19 protein-coding genes are annotated in these 14,923 nt (G+C 69.2%); 9 read left to right on the forward strand and 10 right to left on the reverse strand.

Annotated elements, in window-relative coordinates:
* The gene (locus AC1RN5_RS14500; RefSeq protein WP_493041856.1) at positions 1-630 is read right to left on the reverse strand and encodes a TetR/AcrR family transcriptional regulator; all 630 of its coding nucleotides are present in this window, start codon (positions 628-630) and stop codon (positions 1-3) included.
* Positions 631-1,413: 783 nt separating this feature from the next.
* On the opposite strand from AC1RN5_RS14500, the gene AC1RN5_RS14505 reads away from it, so the two are divergent.
* Positions 1,414-1,974 (forward strand): HNH endonuclease, encoded by a 561-nt coding sequence (locus AC1RN5_RS14505; protein WP_493041857.1) that lies wholly within the window; start codon positions 1,414-1,416, stop codon positions 1,972-1,974.
* Here the strand turns inward: AC1RN5_RS14505 and AC1RN5_RS14510 are convergent.
* A complete protein-coding gene (locus AC1RN5_RS14510) occupies positions 1,971-2,621 on the reverse strand; it encodes a 2-hydroxychromene-2-carboxylate isomerase (RefSeq protein ID WP_493041858.1) in 651 nt (216 codons plus the stop codon). The genes AC1RN5_RS14505 and AC1RN5_RS14510 overlap by 4 nt on opposite strands.
* 92 nt (positions 2,622-2,713) lie before the next feature.
* On the opposite strand from AC1RN5_RS14510, the gene AC1RN5_RS14515 reads away from it, so the two are divergent.
* Entirely contained in the window at positions 2,714-3,097 is a 384-nt protein-coding gene (locus AC1RN5_RS14515) for a DUF4345 family protein (RefSeq protein ID WP_493041860.1), read from the forward strand.
* Here AC1RN5_RS14515 and AC1RN5_RS14520 read toward each other — a convergent pair.
* The 5 genes from AC1RN5_RS14520 to AC1RN5_RS14540 are packed head-to-tail and all read right to left on the reverse strand — an operon-like array spanning position 3,094 to position 6,607.
* Positions 3,094-4,287, reverse strand: a complete 1,194-nt coding sequence (locus AC1RN5_RS14520; protein ID WP_493041861.1) for an MFS transporter — start codon at positions 4,285-4,287, stop codon at positions 3,094-3,096. The genes AC1RN5_RS14515 and AC1RN5_RS14520 overlap by 4 nt on opposite strands.
* The gene (locus AC1RN5_RS14525; RefSeq protein ID WP_493041862.1) at positions 4,284-4,928 is read right to left on the reverse strand and encodes a GNAT family N-acetyltransferase; all 645 of its coding nucleotides are present in this window, start codon (positions 4,926-4,928) and stop codon (positions 4,284-4,286) included. Before AC1RN5_RS14525 ends, AC1RN5_RS14520 begins: the two co-directional genes overlap by 4 nt.
* The gene (locus tag AC1RN5_RS14530; RefSeq protein ID WP_493041863.1) at positions 4,925-5,488 is read right to left on the reverse strand and encodes a demethoxyubiquinone hydroxylase family protein; all 564 of its coding nucleotides are present in this window, start codon (positions 5,486-5,488) and stop codon (positions 4,925-4,927) included. Before AC1RN5_RS14530 ends, AC1RN5_RS14525 begins: the two co-directional genes overlap by 4 nt.
* Positions 5,485-6,000 (reverse strand): disulfide bond formation protein B, encoded by a 516-nt coding sequence (locus AC1RN5_RS14535; protein WP_493041864.1) that lies wholly within the window; start codon positions 5,998-6,000, stop codon positions 5,485-5,487. The genes AC1RN5_RS14530 and AC1RN5_RS14535 overlap by 4 nt, the downstream gene beginning before the upstream one ends.
* Positions 6,001-6,028: 28 nt before the next feature.
* Positions 6,029-6,607 carry a YqaA family protein gene (locus AC1RN5_RS14540; protein ID WP_493041866.1) on the reverse strand — a complete coding sequence of 193 codons (579 nt, stop codon included), beginning with the start codon at positions 6,605-6,607 and terminating at the stop codon, positions 6,029-6,031.
* Between the two features lie 114 nt (positions 6,608-6,721).
* On the opposite strand from AC1RN5_RS14540, the gene hppD reads away from it, so the two are divergent.
* The 6 genes from hppD to AC1RN5_RS14570 all read left to right on the forward strand — a co-directional run bounded on the left by hppD (position 6,722) and on the right by AC1RN5_RS14570 (position 11,860).
* The gene (hppD, locus tag AC1RN5_RS14545) at positions 6,722-7,816 is read left to right on the forward strand and encodes a 4-hydroxyphenylpyruvate dioxygenase (protein ID WP_493041867.1); all 1,095 of its coding nucleotides are present in this window, start codon (positions 6,722-6,724) and stop codon (positions 7,814-7,816) included.
* Positions 7,817-8,797: an isoaspartyl peptidase/L-asparaginase family protein gene (locus tag AC1RN5_RS14550; RefSeq protein ID WP_493041868.1), complete on the forward strand. Its 981-nt coding sequence runs from the start codon at positions 7,817-7,819 to the stop codon at positions 8,795-8,797. It begins immediately after the preceding gene.
* Positions 8,797-9,927: a homogentisate 1,2-dioxygenase gene (locus AC1RN5_RS14555; protein ID WP_493041869.1), complete on the forward strand. Its 1,131-nt coding sequence runs from the start codon at positions 8,797-8,799 to the stop codon at positions 9,925-9,927. The genes AC1RN5_RS14550 and AC1RN5_RS14555 overlap by 1 nt, the downstream gene beginning before the upstream one ends.
* A 66-nt stretch (positions 9,928-9,993) precedes the next feature.
* A complete protein-coding gene (locus AC1RN5_RS14560) occupies positions 9,994-10,302 on the forward strand; it encodes a hypothetical protein (protein ID WP_493041870.1) in 309 nt (102 codons plus the stop codon).
* Positions 10,299-11,306 (forward strand): fumarylacetoacetate hydrolase family protein, encoded by a 1,008-nt coding sequence (locus tag AC1RN5_RS14565; protein WP_493041871.1) that lies wholly within the window; start codon positions 10,299-10,301, stop codon positions 11,304-11,306. Before AC1RN5_RS14560 ends, AC1RN5_RS14565 begins: the two co-directional genes overlap by 4 nt.
* Positions 11,303-11,860, forward strand: coding sequence for a MarR family winged helix-turn-helix transcriptional regulator (locus AC1RN5_RS14570; protein WP_421934749.1), 558 nt, complete (start codon positions 11,303-11,305; stop codon positions 11,858-11,860). The genes AC1RN5_RS14565 and AC1RN5_RS14570 overlap by 4 nt, the downstream gene beginning before the upstream one ends.
* On the opposite strand, the gene AC1RN5_RS14575 is transcribed toward AC1RN5_RS14570, so the two are convergent.
* From AC1RN5_RS14575 to AC1RN5_RS14585, 3 genes are all read right to left on the reverse strand, one after another.
* Complete coding sequence (locus AC1RN5_RS14575) at positions 11,796-12,107, reverse strand: hypothetical protein (protein ID WP_304701728.1); 312 nt, start codon at positions 12,105-12,107, stop codon at positions 11,796-11,798. The two genes, AC1RN5_RS14570 and AC1RN5_RS14575, sit on opposite strands and share 65 nt — an antisense overlap.
* Before the next feature lie 84 nt (positions 12,108-12,191).
* Positions 12,192-14,066 carry a ferrous iron transporter B gene (gene feoB / locus AC1RN5_RS14580; protein ID WP_493041872.1) on the reverse strand — a complete coding sequence of 625 codons (1,875 nt, stop codon included), beginning with the start codon at positions 14,064-14,066 and terminating at the stop codon, positions 12,192-12,194.
* Complete coding sequence (locus tag AC1RN5_RS14585; protein ID WP_493042143.1) at positions 14,063-14,359, reverse strand: FeoA family protein; 297 nt, start codon at positions 14,357-14,359, stop codon at positions 14,063-14,065. The genes feoB and AC1RN5_RS14585 overlap by 4 nt, the downstream gene beginning before the upstream one ends.
* A 176-nt stretch (positions 14,360-14,535) precedes the next feature.
* On the opposite strand from AC1RN5_RS14585, the gene AC1RN5_RS14590 reads away from it, so the two are divergent.
* Entirely contained in the window at positions 14,536-14,916 is a 381-nt protein-coding gene (locus AC1RN5_RS14590; RefSeq protein ID WP_493041873.1) for a hypothetical protein, read from the forward strand.
* Positions 14,917-14,923 lie beyond the last annotated feature (7 nt).

Genomic DNA, 14,923 nt, shown 5'->3' on the forward strand with positions numbered 1-14,923 from the left:
TTAGGGCTTATGGTCGTCGGCGAAAATCTTCATGTGCTCGAAGACGCCGCGGAAGAAGGCTTCCTCGCCGCCGAGGGCGGCCTTGAGCGGATCGAACTGCTTGAAGGAGGCCATCTCGGCCAAGCCGTGGGCGGCGCACCAGGCCGCGGTGGTGGCCAGCTCCAGGGAGATCTCGTCGGTGGGATCGGCGCCGGCCTCCACCAGGGTGTCGCGCACCTGGCAGTAGGCGCTGTCGTCCTGCATGTGGAGGTGGGAGGGCAGGTCCTCCTTGTCGCGGGAGCCGTCGTACATGATGCGGTAGAGGCTGGGATTGTCGCGGGCGAAGACGACATAGGCGACGCCGAGGGCGGTGAGCTTGTCTTTCACCGAATGGGCCGACTTGCGGGCGGCGCTGAGCGACTCGTTGAGCAGGTCCCAGCCCTCGTGGGCCACCGCGTCCAGCAGTTCGCCCTTGTCCTTGAAGTGGTGGTAGGGCGCGGCCGGGCTGACCCCTGCCTCCCGGGCCACGGCGCGAAGCGACAGGGCCGAGGGCCCGTCGGATTCCAACAGACGGCGGGCCGCGTCGATCAGGGCGCGGCTGAGGTCGCCGTGGTGATAGGGCCGGGATTCGGCGGCTGCAGTTTCTCTCATCGCGCTCACTGTAAAAGTATATCTGGACGCCGTAAAGATCATCTTGACGTCGCTTAGATGGGTGCTATCTTAGCATCGTTCAAATAACAAACGCCCCGCCTCCCCGCGGGTTCAAACTTAAAAGGTGTGTGTCATGTCTCTCGCAAACTTCGAACGGTTCTTCGATCGCATCGCCCCGGCCGTCCTGCTGGTCCTGGGCCTCACGGTCGCCGCCGCCACGGCAGTGGTCGGCGCCTGAGCCGAAAAGTCGATCCTTGATCGCAAGGGGCCCTTCGGGGCCCCTTTTTGCTGCGCCGAACCCCACCGATCCGCCTATTCATAAACGCATAGCGTACAGCGTAAAATGTATCTGTACATTGTTCAGATTGTTGCTATCTTAGCATTGTTCACATGAACGGGGCGGCCGGACCCACCGGCCAGATCAAAAGGAAAACATCATGTTCGCCAACACCGACCACCGCTTCGCCCGCTTCTTCGACGCCGCCGTCGTGGTCGCCTTCACCGTGCTCAGCCTGACGCTCGCCGGCGCCACCGCCCTCGTCAGCGCCTAATGCCTTCCGGCAGCGCCCCGCTCGCCTGAACCCCCAGGGGGTGCGAGCGGGGACAGCCGCAACCATGCGGTCATGGAGATGTCTCGAAATCTCCCCTATAATTCCCGTGCGTCGGGAATCAGGGGCATCAGTGTTCCAGCCGATTCGCCGATAGAGCGGTTGAGAATGAGGGCTCCGTCTTCAGTTTCCTCGCGTACCCATCTGGCGCCGTAGCGCACCGGGATGCCCGGCGATGAAGGTGCTCACCCACCCGCCGTCCGGCTGGCCCTGTCTCGTGCTCAACGCGGACTTCCGTCCCCTGAGCTACTATCCCCTGTCGCTGTGGCCCTGGCAGGATGTGATCAAGGCCGTCTTCCTCGACCGGGTCGATGTGGTCTCCACCTACGACCAGGAGATCCACTCTCCCTCCTTCACCATGAAGCTGCCCAGCGTCGTCTCGCTCAAGCAGTACGTGACCCAGGACCGGCCGCCGGCCTTCACGCGGTTCAACCTGTTCCTGCGCGACGCCTTCACCTGCCAGTACTGCCATTCGACGGCTGACCTGACCTTCGACCACGTGGTGCCCCGGTCCCGTGGCGGCCGCACGACGTGGGAGAACATCGTCACCGCCTGCGCCCGCTGCAACCTGACCAAGGGCGGCCGCACCCCGCAGGAGGCGCACATGTTCCCGCGCCACAAGGCCAGGCGGCCCACCGCCTATGAGCTGCAGGAGCGCGGCCGCAAGTTCCCGCCCCACCACCTGCACCAGAGCTGGCTCGACTACCTCTACTGGGACATCGAGCTGGAGGCCTAGCGGGCCTTCAGCCCCTGCTGCTCCAGCCGCCACTTGAACTGGTCGACGCGGTCCTGGCCGAAGAAGGGTTCGCCGTTGAAGGCGATCATCGGCACGCCGTAGTGGCCGGCCTCGCGCTGGGCGACCTGGGAGGCCTCGATCAAATCGTGCAGGCGGTCGGCCTCGTCATCGGCGGCCGCGGCGATCTCGGCGGGGTCGAGGCCCGCCCGCGCCGTGGCCTGGGCGATGTGGTCCCCCAGGTGCCAGTCGTCGACGATCCCGCTCCAGATGGTCTTGCTGACCTCCTCCAGGAAGGCCAGGCCCTTGCCGCGCTCGGCGGCGGCGGCCCCCATCCGGGTCAGGCGGTGGATGTGCGGCTGCTCCTTGGGATAGGTGCGGGTGGCGAAGTCCATCAGCACCGGATCGGGCCGGGGCCAGCGGAAGGGCAGGCCGAGGAAGGCCGCCTCGCGATGGATGTCGACCATGAAGTAGCTGAACCAGAGCGGGTCGCGGGTCTCGAAGAACTCCGGGGTCCGCACCGCCAGGGGATAGACCGGGCGCACATTGCAGGTGACGTCGTAGTCCCGCTCCAGCGCTGTCAGCCGAGGCATGATCATGTAGGAATAGGGCGACCGGAAGGACCAGTAGAGGTCGTAGCTGAGCGTCATGGGAGAGGTCCTGGCGGGGGGCCTGATTTTGCGTTGCGCGCAAATAGTGGCATGGACCACGCCATAATCAATCCAAAGCTCACGGAGCCTCCATGGTCCGCCTCGTCCTTCGCCTGCTCGTCGGCCTGATCGGCGCGCTCGCCCTGCTGCTGGCGCTCCGGCTCTGGTTCGCCCCGGTTCAACCCGCCGCCCTGCTGGGCCTGATGGCTCAGAACGGCCTGGGCCTGGCCACCCTGCGGGCCGACGTGGCCGGCTTCTTCGGCGGGGCGGGGATCTTCGCCCTGGCCGCGGCGATCCGCGACGACCGCCGCCTGCTCACCGCGCCCCTGCTGCTGATCGGCCTGGCCCTGTCGGGCCGGATCGTCACCGTGGCTGTGGAGGGGCTGGATTCCACCATGGTCCAGCCGATGGTGATCGAGGCGGTGCTGCTGGTGATCTTGGCGCTGGGACGCAGGACCCTGGGGGAGCGGGTCTAGCCCATCTCCTCCGGCGGCTTCACCGTCCGGAACATCAGCAGCAGCAGCAGGTCGTAGCCGATCTTCAGGCCGCCGCCGATCAAGAGAGGCCAGGCGAAGGGGCTGAGCGTCAGCAGCAGGCCGGCGATGGAGGGGCTCAGCGCCGAGGCCAGGCTGCGGGGCACATTGGTCAGGCTGGCGGCCGCGGCCCGCTCCGGCGGGGTGACGATGGCCATGACGTAGGAGGTGCGCGCCGGCACATCCATGGCCGACAGGGTCGAGCGCACCAGCAGCAGACCCATGGCCACCGGCAGGCTGGGGGCGAAGGCCACCAGCATCAGGCACAGATTGGCCGGGATGTGGGTGAAGACCATGGTGTTCACCAGGCCGATCCTCTGGGCCAGCCGTCCGGAGGCGAGCTGCGAGAAGGCGGTCAGCACCCCCATCCAGAAGAACAGGGCCGAGGCGGTGGTCAACGACAGGCCGTAGTGCTGGAAGAGGTAGAGGGCCAGCAGGGACTGAACGAGAAAGCCGCCCCCGAAGCTGTCGACGCTGAACAGGCCGGCCAGAAGATAGACCCGGTTGCGGGAAGGTCCCAGGGGCTGGCGGGCCTTCTCCGCGTCGCTCTCCGCCGCCGGCAGGCCCCGGTAGAGGGCCATGACGATCAGGCCCAGCAGGCCGTAGAGCACGAACATGGCGCGCGCGATGTCCAGACTCGCCCAGCCCAGTGCGCGTCCCACCTGCTCGGCCACCCCCACCGCCAGGGCGCCGGCCGCCACGCTGAGCGACCCGGTCAGGCTGTAGCGGGCGAACAGGCCGGTGCGGGCGGCGTCCGTCGTGCTGTGGGCCAGCATCGACTGCTCCAGGGGCAGGAAGGGACTGACGTCGCCGCCGGAGGGATTGAGGGTGCCGACGCAGCCCACCACCACCAGGGGCCAGAACCCGCCCAGCCCGGCGAAGGCGAGGCCCGTCAGGCACATCAGGCCCGAGACGGCGATCAGCAGCCGGCGCGTGCTGACCCGGTGGGCGATGGCGCCGACGGCCAGGGTCAGGGCGGCCGATCCCAGCAGGGTGGCGGTGGTGAGCACCCCCACCTGCAGGGGCGAGAAGCCAAGGGCGGTCAGATAGACCGGCAGCAGCAGGGCGACGAAGCCGTCCCCGAAGGCGCGGACGCCGCGGGTCAGCAGCAGGGTGCGGGCCGGGCCGGTCACACGGCCTGGGGTTCGCGCCACATGGCCCAGAGGGGCGGGGCGTCGGGCCGGGCGCGGAACTCCTGGGTCACCTCGAAGCCGTAGCGGCGATAGAGGGGCACATTGGCTTCGTTGGAGGACTCCAGATAGGCCGGCAGGCCCTGGGCGTCGACCTTGGCCAGGCCCGCCTTCAGCATCCGCGAGCCGACCCCCATGCCTTGAGCCTCGGGCCGCACGCCCAGGAACCACAGATAGGCGTGGGGCCGGTCCATGGGGTGCAGTTCGTCCATCACCTTGCGCATGGCCGACAGCCGCCCCAGCCGCCCGAACCCGGTGGCCGCCAGGATGGTGGGCAGGACCCGCAGCTCCTGCATCAGGCTGTTGGGTCCGAGCTGGGAGGAGGGGATCCAGATGGAGACGGCGCCGCCGGCCGCCGGGCGGGTCACCTCGCCGGTGGGCAGGGCGATCTCCTTGAGGATCATCTTCATGAAGGCTAGGCGGGCGGCCTCGCGCTTGGCGTCGTCGCGCAGGAACCAGCAGAACTGCGGGTCGGTGCGGAAGGCGGCGCTGAGGTCCTCGGCGACGGCTGCGAGGTCAGCGGGGCCGGCGGTGACCGGCGTCTCGGCGCCCCGGCGCAGGGCCTCGATCTCGGCCTCGGTCATAGCTTCTCACTGATCTTGATGGCGGCCTTGCAGCCGGCGCGGATCACGGCGGCGAGGACCGGATAGCCGGGCGCCTCCCGGGCCCCTTCCTCCAGGGCCTTGTCGCGGTGGGCCAGCTCCTCGTCGCGGAACTTCGAGAGCTCGGCGGCCAGGGCCGGATCGCGGCCCTCCAGTTCGGCGATCTGGCCGGCATAGTGCTGCTCGATCACGTCCTCGACGGCCTCGGTGCAGGCATGGGCCGCCTTGTCCCCCAACAGGGCCGTGCCGGCGCCCAGGGCGAAGGCCGCCACCCGCCAGAAGGGGGTCATGGCGGTGGGCCGCACCCCGTGCTCGGTGAGCAGGTCGTCGAAGCGGGCCAGGTGGACGGCCTCGTCGGCCTCCATCTCGGCGAGCTGGCCGGTGATGCGCTCATGGCCTCGGGCGGCGCCGAGCACCGCGCGCTGGCCGCGATAGATCTGGACGGCCGCCATCTCGCCGGCGTGATCGACCCGCAGGATCTCGGCCAGACGGGCGCCGCCGGCGCCCTGGCCGGGGCGGGGGGGAACGGGCTTGTCGCTCATGGCCGGCGCCTGTCGTGGAAGATGGCCATGACGCTATAGGCCACCAGCTTCAGGGAGATCAGCACGTTCCAGCCGGCCATGGAGAGGCCCAGGAACCGCCAGGCCGCCTCGTCGCAGGCGGGGGGGCGGATCTTGGCGCCGCCGAGCAGGTCGGCCATGGCGTCGGCGCTGACCCCGGCGCCGGTGGAGGCGCAGGTGGACGGGCCGGGCCACCACTTCCACTCCGCCCCGGCGTGCCAGGTGGCGACCGCGACGCCGACGGCGAAGGTGAGGGCGAGGGCCAGGTCGAACAGCCAGCGCCAGCGCAGGCCGCGCGGCAGCTTGGTGACCAGGATCGCGACCAGGGCGATGGTCCCGGCGACCCAGTAGACCTCCCGCTGGCGCAGGCAGAGCGTGCAGGGGGCGTAGCCGCCGAAGGTCTCGAAGGCGTGGGCGGCCGCCAGCATCAGGGCGGAGGCGCCGAGCGCCCAGAGGGCCCAGCGGTCGAGGACGGCGCGGATGAGCTGCATCATGGCGCGCGATATGAGCGCAAAACGCGCCTCAGCCCAAGACTTTCAGCGCGACGATCCCACCGACCAGGATCGTCAGCCCGATGACGGTGTAGAGGGTCAGGCGCTTCTCCACCTGCTCGCGCACCGCCGGCCCGAAGTATTTCAGCAGGGTGGCGGTCATGAAGAACCGCGCGCCCCGGGTCAGGACCGAGGCCCAGAGGAAGGTGACGAAGGAAAACTGGGCCAGGCCCGCGGCGATGGTCACCAGCTTGTAGGGGATGGGCGTCGCCCCCTTGATGAGGATCACCCAAAGGCCCCACTGGTCGAACCAGGCGCGGAAGGCGGCCTCGCCGTCGGCGTGACCCATCAGGGCCAGCAGCCAGTGGCCCAGGTCCCCCAGGTGGTAGCCGATGAAGTAGCCCAGGCAGCCCCCCAGCACCGAGGAGAGGGTGCAGAGGCCAGCATAGACAAAGGCGCGGTCGGGCCTGGCCAGCACCATGGGCGCCAGCATGACGTCCGGCGGAATGGGGAAGAACGAGCTCTCGGCGAAGGACACGCCGCACAGCATCAACGGCGCATGACGAGATCCGGCCAGGCCCATGACCCAGTCGTACATTTTGCGAAGCATGGCGATCCGAGGTGAGAGTTCACACGTTTGCTAGCAGGCGGGGCAGGACTTGTCTCGCCGCCTCGGATCGGGCAATTGGTTTCATCTGATACTATCCCCCTGCAAGGAGCGCGCATGAACGCCCAAGCCCCCACCCGCGACCTGTTCGACAATCCCCTGGGCACCGACGGCTTCGAGTTCGTCGAGTTCACCGCCCCCGAGCCCGAGCAGCTCAAGGGCCTGTTCGAGAAGATGGGCTTCACCGCGGTCAGCAAGCACCGCTCGAAGAACGTCCTCCGGTTCCGCCAGGGCGACATCAACTTCCTGCTGAACATGGAGCCCAGCGGCCAGCCGGCCGACTTCCGCCAGATTCATGGCCCGTCGGCCAACGCCATGGCCTTCCGGGTCAAGGACGCGGCGAAGGCCCTGAAGCTGGCCCTGGAGCGCGGCGCCAAGCAGGTCCAGGGTCCGGTGGGCCCCATGGAGCTGAACATCCCGGCCATCGAGGGGATCGGTGGCTCCAACCTCTATCTGGTGGACCGCTACGGGGCCCAGGAGATCTACGACGTCGACTTCCTGCCGATCCCCGGCGCGGCGGAGGCCGAGGCCCGCAACAGCGTCGGCCTGACCTATCTCGACCACCTGACCCACAACGTCTTCCGCGGCCAGATGGCCAAGTGGGCGGAGTTCTACGAGAGCATCTTCAACTTCCGCGAGATCCGCTATTTCGACATCGAGGGTCAGCAGACCGGCCTGATCTCCAAGGCCATGACCAGCCCCTGCGGCAAGATCCGCATCCCGCTGAACGAGAGCCGGGACGACCACTCGCAGATCGAGGAGTTCCTCAAGGACTACCACGGCGAGGGCATCCAGCACGTGGCGCTGGGGACCGGCGACATCTACCACGCGGTGGAGACCATGCGGGCGCGCGAGGTCCGCTTCCAGAGCGTGCCGGAGACCTATTACGAGCAGCTTCCCGACCGCGTCCCCGGCCATGGCGAGAACCTGCAGCGCCTGCGCGCCGACCAGATCCTGATGGACGGCGCCCCGACCGAGGGCCAGGGTCTGCTGCTGCAGATCTTCACAGAGAACATGGTCGGGCCGATCTTCTTCGAGCTCATCCAGCGCAAGGGCAACGAGGGCTTCGGTGAGGGCAACTTCAAGGCCCTGTTCGAGTCCATCGAACTCGACCAGGTGCGCCGCGGGGTGCTGCCCGCCAAGGAGGGCTGATTGGCGCCGAAATGGGCGATCGTCGTGCATGGTGGGGCGGGCGTGATCGAACGCGCCCACCTCAAGCCGGAGCAGGAGCAGGCCTATCGCGCCGCCATGGCCAAGGTCACGGAGGCCGGCGCCGAGGTGCTGAAGTCCGGCGGCCTGGCCCTGGACGCCTGTGAGACCACCGTCCGCCTGCTGGAGGACGATCCCCTGTTCAACGCCGGCCGCGGCGCGGTCTTCACCGCCGAGGGACGCAACGAACTGGACGCCGCCATCATGGAGGGCCGGACCCTGGCCGCCGGCGCCGTGGCCGGCGTCACCCGCGCCCGGCATCCCATCTCCCTGGCCCGCGCGGTCATGGAGCGATCGGGCCACGTCATGCTGATCGGCCAGGGCGCCGACGACTTCGCCGCCGACCAGGGCGAGGAGCTGGTCGAGCCCTTCCACTTCCACACCGCCCGGCGCTGGCGCAGCCTGACCAACTTCCTCAAGGCCGAGAACCTGCCGATCCCGCCCGAGCCGGCGGGCGCCGACCGGCCCGATCCCGCCCTGGACCTGGCCCATGACGAGGGCAAGCACGGCACGGTGGGCGTGGTGGCCCTGGATATCCGCGGCGACGTGGCCGCGGCCACCTCCACCGGCGGCACCACGGGCAAGCGCTGGGGCCGGGTGGGGGACAGCCCCCTGATCGGGGCGGGCACCTATGCGTCGAACGCCGGCTGCGCGGTATCGGCCACCGGGACCGGCGAGTTCTTCATCCGCCTGACCGTGGCCCGCGACATCTCGGCCCTGGTGGAGCTGAAGGGCATGGGCCTGCAGCAGGCCTGCGACGAGGTGATCCAGAAGCGCCTCACCGCCATGGGCGGCGACGGCGGGGTCATCGCGGTGGCCCCCGACGGCCAGCTGGCCTGGAGCTACAACACCTCGGGCATGTACCGGGCCCGCGCGGCCGAGGGCCAGCCGGTGAGCGTGCACATCTACAAGGACGAATTCTGATGGCTCGAAACTGGATCCCGGTTCGCGGGGCGCAGGGAGCCCATTCCCGCCAGGCCCATGCGGACATGCCCGCCGGCACCTATGAACGGGAGATCTCCAAGGAGGGCTTCTTCGGTCCCGCCGCCTTCCTGCACCACCCGCGCCCGCCCACCGGCTGGACCAATTTCGAGGGGCCGCTGCGGCCCCGGGCCTTCGACCTGGCCCGGCTGAACGAGGCGGCCGGCTCGCCCTGGAGCGCGCCCGTCGTGCTGCACAACGCCGCCGTGGAGATGCGCTTCTGGAAGCTGGCGGGACCCATGCCGGCCCTGGCCCGCAACGCCGACGGCGACCAGCTGCTGTTCGTCCACGAAGGCGCCGGCGACCTCTTCTGCGACTATGGCCGCATCGCCTATGAGGCCGGCGACTATCTCTACCTGCCGCGCGGGACCATGTGGCGGCTGACCCCCTCGGCGCCCACGGCGGTGCTGACGATCCAGGCCACCAACAGCCACTTCACCCTGCCCGACAAGGGCATGCTGGGGGGCCACGCCCTGTTCGATCCGGCCATGCTGGACACGCCCGCCATGGACGAGGCCTTCCGCGCCCATCAGGCCCTGGCCGGCGAGTTCAAGGTGGAGATCAAGAAGCGCGGCCAGGTCTCGACGGTGACCTACCCCTACAACCCCATCGACGCGGTGGGCTGGCACGGCGACCTGGCGCCGGTGCGCCTGAACGTGCGTGACCTGCGGCCGGTGGTGAGCCACCGCTATCACCTGCCCCCCAGCGTCCACACCACCTTCGTTGCCGACCGCTTCGTGGTCTGCACCTTCGCCCCGCGCCCCTTCGAGACCGATCCGGGGGCCTTGAAGGTCCCGTTCTTCCACAACAACGACGATTACGAGGAAGTGCTCTTCTACCACGCGGGCGACTTCTTCAGCCGCGACGGCATCGGCGCGGGCATGATGACCTTCCATCCCTCCGGCTTCACCCACGGGCCGCACCCCAAGGCGCTGAAGAACATGCTCAGCCAGCCCAAGCCGGCCACCGATGAATATGCCGTGATGATCGACACCCGCGACCCGTTGGAGGTTGGCGAGGCCGCCGCGACGGTTGAGAATGCCGCCTATGTCGACAGCTGGAAGACCGCCTAGGTGACCATCCCCCTCGACCGCAACAAGCGCTCGGCCGCCACCGTCCCCATGGACGTGCGCATCTGAATGCCCAGCGTCGACCGCCAAAAGGATTTGGCGGACGCCGCCGAGGAAGAACTGGCAAGGGCCTGCGACCTGGGGTGGCGCGAACTCTCCCAGGTCACCCCGTGGGGCGACACCTACGAGGGCTTCACCCCCGCCGGCCGCTCGGCCTGCTTCGAGCGCAACTACCTTTGGGAGCTCGAGCCCAAGGGGGACATCCGCGTCGAGGTCGTCGTCTATCAGCCGCAAGCCTATGAGCGTGGAGTCCGCCTGACCCGCGTCATTCCGCGCCGCGATTCAATGAAAACAGACATGGCAGGAGACCAGGAATGAAGCTCGCTTCAAAGAAGTGGGGGCGCGACGGGCGCCTCGTGGTGGTCTCCAACGACCTGGCCTGGTGCGTCGAGGCCAACAATGTCGCCCCCACCCTGCAGGCGGCCCTCGATGACTGGGAGCGGTGCGAGCCCCTGCTGCGCGGCCTGGCCGAGAGCCTGGAGCACGGCTCGATCCCTCGCGTGCGCTTCCACGAGCACAACGCCGAGAGCCCCCTGCCGCGCGCCTATCAGTGGGCGGACGGCTCAGCCTATGTGAACCACGTGGAGCTGGTGCGGAAGGCCCGGGGCGCCGAGATGCCCGCCAGCTTCTGGACCGACCCCCTGATGTACCAGGGCGGCTCCGACGGCTTCCTGGCGCCGCGCGATCCCATCCCGCTCGCCGACGAGGCCTGGGGCTGCGACATGGAGGGCGAGATCGCGGTGATCACCGGCGACGTGCCCCAGGGCGCGAGCCGCGAGGAGGGCCTGGCCGCCATCCGTCTGGTGATGCTGGCCAACGACGTCTCCCTGCGCAATCTGATCCCCGACGAACTGGCCAAGAACTTCGGCTTCTTCCAGTCCAAGCCGGCCTCGGCCTTCTCGCCGGTGGCGGTGACCCCCGACAGCCTCGGCGACGCCTGGAAGGACGGCCGGCTCTCGGGCGCCCTGGAGGTGGAGTTGAACGGCAAGCCGCTGGGCGAGGCCGACGCCGGGGTCGACATGACCTTCGACTTCGGGACCCTGATCGCCCACGCGGCCAAGACCCGGGCGCTTGGGGCCGGGACCATCATCGGCTCGGGCACCGTCTCGAATCGTGGCCCCGACGGCGGTCCAGGGAAATCTGTAGCCGAGGGTGGTGTTGGCTATTCCTGCCTCGCAGAGTTGCGGACCGTCGAAACCCTTGCCCATGGCGCGCCCAGGACCCCCTTCCTCAAGGTGGGCGACCGGGTGCGGGTTGAAATGCGCGACGCGCGCCGCCACTCCATCTTCGGCGCCATCGAGCAGGAGGTCTTGGCCAGATGACCGTTCAGTCCCCGCCCGCGGATACCGACGCCCCGGCGGGCCTGAAGCTGGACGCCTATCTGCCCTATCGGCTGTCGGTGGCTTCCAATGCGGTCTCGGGCCTGATCGCCCGGGCCTATGAGGACCGCTTTGGCCTGACCATCCCGCAGTGGCGGCTGATCTGCGTCCTGGCGGAGGACGGGGGCCTGACCCAGGGGGCGATCGTGGCGCGCACCGGCATGGACAAGGTGACGGTCAGCCGGGCCGCCCACGGCCTCTCCAAACGCCGGTTGCTGGAGCGGTCGGAGCACCACGCCGACGGCCGCTCCCACGTCCTGGCGCTCACCCTGGAAGGATCGAGGCTGCACGCCGAGATCGCGCCCCTGGCGCTCGCCTACGAGGCGGCCCTGATCGCGGGCCTGGCTCCCGACGAGGTGGCGCTGCTGAAGCGCCTGCTCAGCCGCCTGCAGGCGGCCGCGGTCGCCCTGGCGGGCGATGCGCCGCCCAAGGCTAGTGTGCCGTCTCCGGCATCCGTACGCCCCAGCGGTGCGACCCCTCGCCGAAGCGCAGGGTGAAGCCGAGGCTCTCGCGCCGGGCCTCGTCGCGCCAAACCTCCTCGAAGCTGGTGATGACGCTGGCCTCGAGGTCCTCGGGGATATGACGGACGTCATGACCCGCGTCGCGAGCCATCTGCATGATGACCTCTCGCCGGTGCGCCTCGCCGCCGAAGAGCAGCAGGGTCTGGCGGATGCGCTCGGCCACGGCCTCGGCGCTGGTCTTAGGGCGCGGCTTCCGCCGCCGTTCGGTCTGGATCTTTTCCATGATCACGCCTCCCACCAGTGCAGGTTGCGCTCAGGCCGTTTATCGCGTCGTTAAAGGTCAGGCTTAACTTGCGTTCGTATAATTCTAGCCGCCGCCCAGGGCCACCGTGAGCTGGTAGACGATCAGGGCGGCGAGATAGGCCAGGGTGATCATGTAGCCGAACATGACCGCCGGCCAGAGCCAGCTGTTGGTCTCGCGCTTCACCACCCCGAGCGTCGCCACGCATTGCGGGGCGAAGACGTACCAGGCCAGGAAGGACAGGCCCGAGGCCAGGGACCACTGGGCCGCCAGGCGGGCCGACAGGCCGCCGGTGGCGGCCTCGGCGTCGCCGACGGCGTAGACGGTGCCGAGCGCGGCCACCGCCACCTCGCGGGCGGCCATGCCCGGCACCAGGGCCACCGACATCTGCCAGTTGAAGCCGATGGGGGCCAGGGCGGGCTGGATGAAGTGGCCGATCATGCCGGCGAAGCTGTAGTCGATGGCCGGTCCCGTCGCGCCGGCCGGCGCATAGGGGAAGGTCGACAGGAACCAGACCAGGACCATCAGGGGCAGGATGATACGGCCGGCCCGGCTCATGAAGATCTGGCCGCGCAGCAGCAGGTTGCGCGCGACGTTGGTGGGGTCGGGCTTCTTGTAGGTGGGCAGCTCCATCATGAAGGGCTCGCTCATGCCCCGCCAGAAGAAGCGCCGCATGACGAAGGAGACCCCCAGGGCCGACAGGATGCCGGCCGCATAGAGGCCGAACATCACCAGGCCCTGCAGGCTGAAGATCCCACCCACGTTCCGGTGCGGGATCACCGCCCCGATGATCAGGGTGTAGACGGGGATGCGGGCCGAGCAGGTCATCAGGGGCGCCACCAGGATGGTGGTCAGCCGGTCGCGCTTGTTGTCGATCACCCGCGTCGACATGATTCCGGGGATGGCGCAGGCGAAGGAGGAGAGCAGGGGGATGAAGGCCCGTCCGTGCAGGCCCGCCCCGCCCATGATCTTGTCCATCAGGAAGGCGGCCCGGGCCATGTAGCCGGAGTCCTCCAGCATGATGATGAAGAAGAACAGGATCAGGATCTGCGGCAGGAAGACCAGCACGCTGCCGACCCCGGCGATGATCCCGTCGACGATCAGGCTGCGCAGCAGACCCGCCGGCAGGACCTGCGCCACCAGGCCGCCAAGCCCGGTCATGGCCGCGTCGATCAGGTCCATCAACGGCGTGGCGCCGGTGAACACCGCCTGGAACATCACCAGCAGCAGGCCCAGCAGGATCGCCAGGCCCCAGACGGGATGCAGCAGGACGCTGTCGACCTTGCCGGTCAGGGTGTCGGGCCGCTCCGGCGGCCGGACATAGGCCTTCATCAGCCGCTGGGCCTCGCGGTGGGCGTCGCGGATCTCGGCCGCGTCGGGCTCGCGCCAGGTCTGGGCGCCCAGGGCCGCGGCCTCCAGGGTGGTGGCGTCGATCTGGGCCACCAGCTCCTCGATGCCGCGCTTGCGGGTCGCCACGGTGGTGACGATGGGGGCGCCGATCTCGCGGGACAGGCCCTCCAGGTCGATGCGCAGGCCCTGCCGCTGGGCGATGTCGAACATGTTGAGCGCCAGCACCAGGGGCCGGCCGACCCGCTTCAGCTCCAGGATCAGCCGCAGCACCAGGCGCAGGTTGGTGGCGTCTGCCACGCAGACGATGACGTCGGGCGGAGTCTCGCCGGCCAGCTGGCCCAGGACCGCGTCGCGGGTGACCACCTCGTCGGGGCTGCGCGCGCGCAGGGAATAGGTGCCGGGCAGGTCCAGCACGTGGATGGTGCGGCCCGTCAGGGTGGTGACGACCCCTTCCTTCCGCTCGACCGTGACGCCGGCATAGTTGGCCACCTTGGCGCGGCCGCCGGTCAGGGCGTTGAAGAGGGCGGTCTTGCCGGAATTGGGATTGCCGACCAGGGCGACCCGGGCCGGCGACAGGGCGGCCTGGCTCATGGGCGGTCCAGCAGGACGACGACCTCGCCGGCGTCGCGGCGGCGCAGGGCCACCCGCATGTCGTCCAGGCGCACGGCGATGGGATCGTGGCCGATGGCGCCCTCATGGATCACCTCGATCCGCGCGCCCTCGACGAAGCCGAACTCCAGCAGCCGGCGCTGAAGCTCCTCGACATCGACCCCGTGGTCCTTGCCGTCGAGGTCGGCGCGCACGTCGACGATCACGCCGCGGTCGCCCACGGAGGCGTCGCTCAGACGCACGGTGATCCCGACCTCGGGGATCGGATCGGCCATCGCCACCCGGTCCATCGACAGATTGTTCATGCGGACGCCCTCAACTCGTTGCGAGTGATTATCATTCGGACGTGATTACGTCGAGAGTACGTTGGAAGAGCCGCTTGCGGCGAAGAGTCCCGCCGGAACCCGGACGCGGATCGGGAATTGGCCAGTTCAGGCTGGAGGAAACGCAATTGGACCTGGTCATCGTCAAGCGCGCCCTGGGCGTGGTCAGCCTGGGACTCGGCCTTGCGGCCGTGGCGGCGCCCCGGCGCTTCGCGAAGTTCGTCGGCCTGACCTCCGACGAGGAGACGGTGGCGGCGTTCGGCGCCCGCGAGATCGCCGCGGGCGCGGGCCTGTTGTCGCCGGTGCGGCCCGGACCCTGGCTCTGGCTGCGGGTGGGGGGCGACGCCATGGACCTGATCACCCTGGGCAAGGCCACCGGCCGGGAGAACCCGAGGCGCGGCGCGGCCCTGGCGGCGGCGGCCGTGGTGGGCGCGATCGTGGCGGTGGATATCCTGCTGGCCGCCCATGCCGCCCTCAATCGCCGGGAGGACGAAGCCGCCGCGCAATAGCGGCATT

It is taken from the genome of Phenylobacterium sp. GW821-FHT12F10 (assembly GCF_058806695.1).

Excerpts from the sequence above, each read along its gene's own strand:
- AC1RN5_RS14500 (WP_493041856.1), bottom strand. The coding sequence starts at position 630 with ATGAGAGAAACTGCAGCCGCCGAATCCCGGCCCTATCACCACGGCGAC.
- AC1RN5_RS14505 (WP_493041857.1), top strand. The coding sequence starts at position 1,414 with ATGAAGGTGCTCACCCACCCGCCGTCCGGCTGGCCCTGTCTCGTGCTC.
- AC1RN5_RS14510 (WP_493041858.1), bottom strand. The coding sequence starts at position 2,621 with ATGACGCTCAGCTACGACCTCTACTGGTCCTTCCGGTCGCCCTATTCC.
- AC1RN5_RS14515 (WP_493041860.1), top strand. The coding sequence starts at position 2,714 with ATGGTCCGCCTCGTCCTTCGCCTGCTCGTCGGCCTGATCGGCGCGCTC.
- AC1RN5_RS14525 (WP_493041862.1), bottom strand. The coding sequence starts at position 4,928 with ATGACCGAGGCCGAGATCGAGGCCCTGCGCCGGGGCGCCGAGACGCCG.
- AC1RN5_RS14530 (WP_493041863.1), bottom strand. The coding sequence starts at position 5,488 with ATGAGCGACAAGCCCGTTCCCCCCCGCCCCGGCCAGGGCGCCGGCGGC.
- AC1RN5_RS14535 (WP_493041864.1), bottom strand. The coding sequence starts at position 6,000 with ATGATGCAGCTCATCCGCGCCGTCCTCGACCGCTGGGCCCTCTGGGCG.
- AC1RN5_RS14540 (WP_493041866.1), bottom strand. The coding sequence starts at position 6,607 with ATGCTTCGCAAAATGTACGACTGGGTCATGGGCCTGGCCGGATCTCGT.
- hppD (WP_493041867.1), top strand. The coding sequence starts at position 6,722 with ATGAACGCCCAAGCCCCCACCCGCGACCTGTTCGACAATCCCCTGGGC.
- AC1RN5_RS14555 (WP_493041869.1), top strand. The coding sequence starts at position 8,797 with ATGGCTCGAAACTGGATCCCGGTTCGCGGGGCGCAGGGAGCCCATTCC.
- AC1RN5_RS14560 (WP_493041870.1), top strand. The coding sequence starts at position 9,994 with ATGCCCAGCGTCGACCGCCAAAAGGATTTGGCGGACGCCGCCGAGGAA.
- AC1RN5_RS14565 (WP_493041871.1), top strand. The coding sequence starts at position 10,299 with ATGAAGCTCGCTTCAAAGAAGTGGGGGCGCGACGGGCGCCTCGTGGTG.
- AC1RN5_RS14570 (WP_421934749.1), top strand. The coding sequence starts at position 11,303 with ATGACCGTTCAGTCCCCGCCCGCGGATACCGACGCCCCGGCGGGCCTG.
- AC1RN5_RS14575 (WP_304701728.1), bottom strand. The coding sequence starts at position 12,107 with ATGGAAAAGATCCAGACCGAACGGCGGCGGAAGCCGCGCCCTAAGACC.
- feoB (WP_493041872.1), bottom strand. The coding sequence starts at position 14,066 with ATGAGCCAGGCCGCCCTGTCGCCGGCCCGGGTCGCCCTGGTCGGCAAT.
- AC1RN5_RS14585 (WP_493042143.1), bottom strand. The coding sequence starts at position 14,359 with ATGGCCGATCCGATCCCCGAGGTCGGGATCACCGTGCGTCTGAGCGAC.